Consider the following 3335-nt stretch of genomic DNA (forward strand, 5'->3'; position numbering starts at 1 on the left):
CGCGACGACACCTCATCGAGCTCCCGATACGACAACGACCGCCCACCAGCAACCACCGCCACCGCATCACCACACGACTCCACCGCCGACACCAACAACTGCGGCAACACCACACCCCGACCACGCCCACGGGCGGGACGCTCGGCGCGAGGTGCCCGCGGAGCTCTGGCCGGTCGAGGGGCGCGGCCACCGCCGCGCTCGGTGGTACGGCGCCGTGCGCTCTGTCCCGGAGCTTCGAGGCTCGAGTCGGGTACCGTCGGCTTCGACTCGTTCGACTGCGGGGCATTCATCGGAGTAACCCCATCCGAGCCGCCGTCGTGTCGTGAACGCATGTAAAGCCCACACCCTTCGCTTTCGGTACCTCAAAGCTCGCCTGATGCGAACCGAGCCAGCATAGTCATCTGTACCGGCGAGCTTTCCTTACCCGTTAGTAACCTCTTGGTTAGATCTCTCCGGGCAGCTTCGACGTTACCGTCGGCCGAACTCGACACCTGCAGGCGAACGATCGTGGGGCCGCCTCTCGGCGACCCCACGCGCATCAATGCTGGTCAGCAACTATGTGCACTTGATGTGCACTCTGCCACTGTGTGAGCACTCCCGCGGGCGCTTCATCGACAACCACGACCACTGCGAGGTCTTCGAGACCGGGTTCGAGGGTCTCCAGGGACGCCGCAGGGAGGTGGGCGTGCGTGACCCATTCGTTGTAGAGGAGCCCATCGAGGTCCTCACCACCGAAGATGCCCTCCGGCACGAGCACGACGGCCGCTCCCGTCGCGGTGACGAGCAACTGTTCGAGCGCCAGTGCCGTCGCTCCCGGACCGTTGATACCCGCTGTCGAAACCGCCGCACTCCGGGACTCGTAGGTCATCGAGTACCGGTCGCGCAGCGTAGCGAGCAGATCGACCGCTTCCGCGTTGGAAAGCGTTCGCGAATCGAGAACAACCGCGGGGTCGGACGGCTCGACCGGACGCACACGATCGGCATATGTGACCGGATCCGCCGGCATCGCTGCACTTTCTCGTGTGAACGCCTCGTCGTCGATCACGAGCCAGTCGCCGGCCGGTGTGCTTGCGGTCACGGCCGCAACGGTCAAGCCGAGCACCGCACCCGACGGCACAGTTGTCGTCCACCGCTGAGAGTCGACGATCGCAAGGGCCGCGCCGGTCTTCACCACGGCCCATTGCGCGACCACCGAAGCCACCGACCTCGGTATCGCGATGGCCACGATGTCCCCGGTTCCCAGACCGCGTGCGATGAGCACACGGGCAAGCTGCGACGACTGCTCGTCGAGTTGCCGGTACGAGAACTCGCGTCCTTCCTCGCCGGTAGCCGCGTCCGCAGGTACCGCCAGAGCCGGAGCGGACGGGTCCTCCTCGAGGACCTCACCGAGGACGGTGGCCAGGGTGCGTGCCGCGGATGTGACGACCGGAGTCGCCGGTCCCGATTCCTCGACGATGCGGGCCGCCTCGTCGGCACCGAGCAGATCGATGTCACCGACCGGAGCGTCCGGGTCATCGACGAACGCGTCGAGCACCCGGACGAACTGCTCGGAGACCCGCGAGATCGCGGCCTCGTCGAAGAAACGCTCGAGGTACTTGAACGTGAAGTCGATTGCGGTGTCGGCGACGGTGAGCAGCGTGATCGGGTAGTGCGTCGCGTCCTTGACATTCACCCCCGTGATGGTCATCCCCTCGATCGAGCCTGCCGCATCGGACAGTGCTTCGCGGTCGATCGGATAGGACTCGAACACCAGCAGCGAATCGAACCCGATCGGGGTGCCTGCGCGCTGTTCGATGTCGGACAGGCCGACGTAGTGGTGATCGAGGAGTCCGGCCTGCTCCGCCTGCAGACGCGTAAGCAATGCCTCGACCGACTCGTCCGGTTCGGCGTTCACCCGGACCGGCAGCGTGTTGATGAACAGACCCACCATCGACTCCACGCCGGGCAGGTCTGCGGGGCGTCCGGAGACGGTCGCGCCGAACACCACGTCGTTCCGTCCGGTCAACCGACCGGCGAGCACTGCCCACGCCGCCTGGACCAGTGTGTTGACCGTCACGCCGAGCTGTCCGGCGAGCGTGGTCAACCGCGCGGTCCGTTCGGTGTCGTAGAGCACCGACACCGTGGCGATCGTGTCGTTGTCCGCGTCGCGAACGACCGGTGCCAGGATCGTCGGCTCCTCGACGCCGCGCAGGGTGTCCGCCCACGCATCGAGGGAGTCGTCGCGATTCTGCTCCGACAACCAGGACAGGAAGTTGCGGTAGGAGCGGACACGCGGCAGCAACGACTGATCTCCGCGCAGCACGTACAGGGCCATCAGGTCCTGCATGAGCAGCGGCATCGACCAGCCGTCGAGCAGGATGTGGTGGCTCGTGACCGCGAGGTGGTACCGGTCATCTGCTTCCTTCACGAGCAGGAACCGCATCAGCGGAGCTGTCTCCATGTCGAACCGGCGGGCCTGCTCGGCTGCAAGCACCTCCTCGAGTTCCGCCTCGTGACGGTCGACCGGTAGATCTCCGAGATCGACCTGTTTCCAAGGCAGTTCGACCTCGTCGAGCACCAACTGAACCGAGTCGCCCTTGTCGTCGGTGACGAACGCGGTGCGGAGATTCGGGTACCGGTCGAGCAACGCCTGACCTGCACCGCGCAGGCGCTCCACGTCGACTGTGCCTTCGAGGTCGAGCACCGCCTGCATCGTGTACACATCGACGTGACTCTCGTCGATCATCGATGCGTGGAACAGCAGACCGGACTGCAGAGGTGAGAGTGGCCACACGTCGTCGAGCGCCGGGTAGCGGCGCTCCCAGTGTTCGATCTCGGTCTGATCGAGGTCGACAAGCGGCAGATCCGAAGGGGTGAGTCCACCTGCCTGAGGCCCCGTCGCGTACTCCGCGAGGGCGCTCAGCGCAGCAATCCAGTGCTGGGAGAGTTCGTCGACATCGTCGCGATCGAGCAGCCCCGCCGGGAACGCGATGTTCGCGCCGAGCTGCGGACCCTCGGGCCCGTCGCTGACCACGGCGTTGATGTCGACCGCAGCGTTCGCGGGCATGTCCGCGTCCTGGACCACGTCGAGCTTGCCGAGCGCATCCGTGGGCGCCCACCCGATCGCCGCCAACTCCTCCGGCACATCCGCACCGGACACACGCCCCAGATAGTTGAAACTGATCTGCGGCGACTTCGCCACCGCACCCAACCGCACCGACGACTCCCCATCCAGATACCGCAACAGGCCATAACCCATACCCCGGTCCGGAATCGCCAGCAACTGCTCCTTCACAGCCTTGACCGCAGCACCGACCGACACACCACCGGCGAACGCATCATCGACATCGACACCC

The 3335-nt window shown here is 65.9% G+C and carries 2 protein-coding genes; both read right to left on the bottom strand.

The genetic code is table 11. From position 1 onward, the window contains the following. Positions 1–290: hypothetical protein (locus tag MWU77_RS24320; protein ID WP_247275017.1), on the bottom strand; the 290-nt coding region annotated here is incomplete at its 3' end. A 248-nt stretch (positions 291–538) separates the two neighbouring features. Beyond that, positions 539–3335 (bottom strand): condensation domain-containing protein (locus MWU77_RS24325; RefSeq protein ID WP_247275018.1); only part of this gene is annotated, 2797 nt, incomplete at its 5' end.

This window comes from Rhodococcus sp. F64268 (assembly GCF_023015605.1).
In the GTDB taxonomy this organism is placed as follows: Bacteria; Actinomycetota; Actinomycetes; order Mycobacteriales; family Mycobacteriaceae; genus Rhodococcus.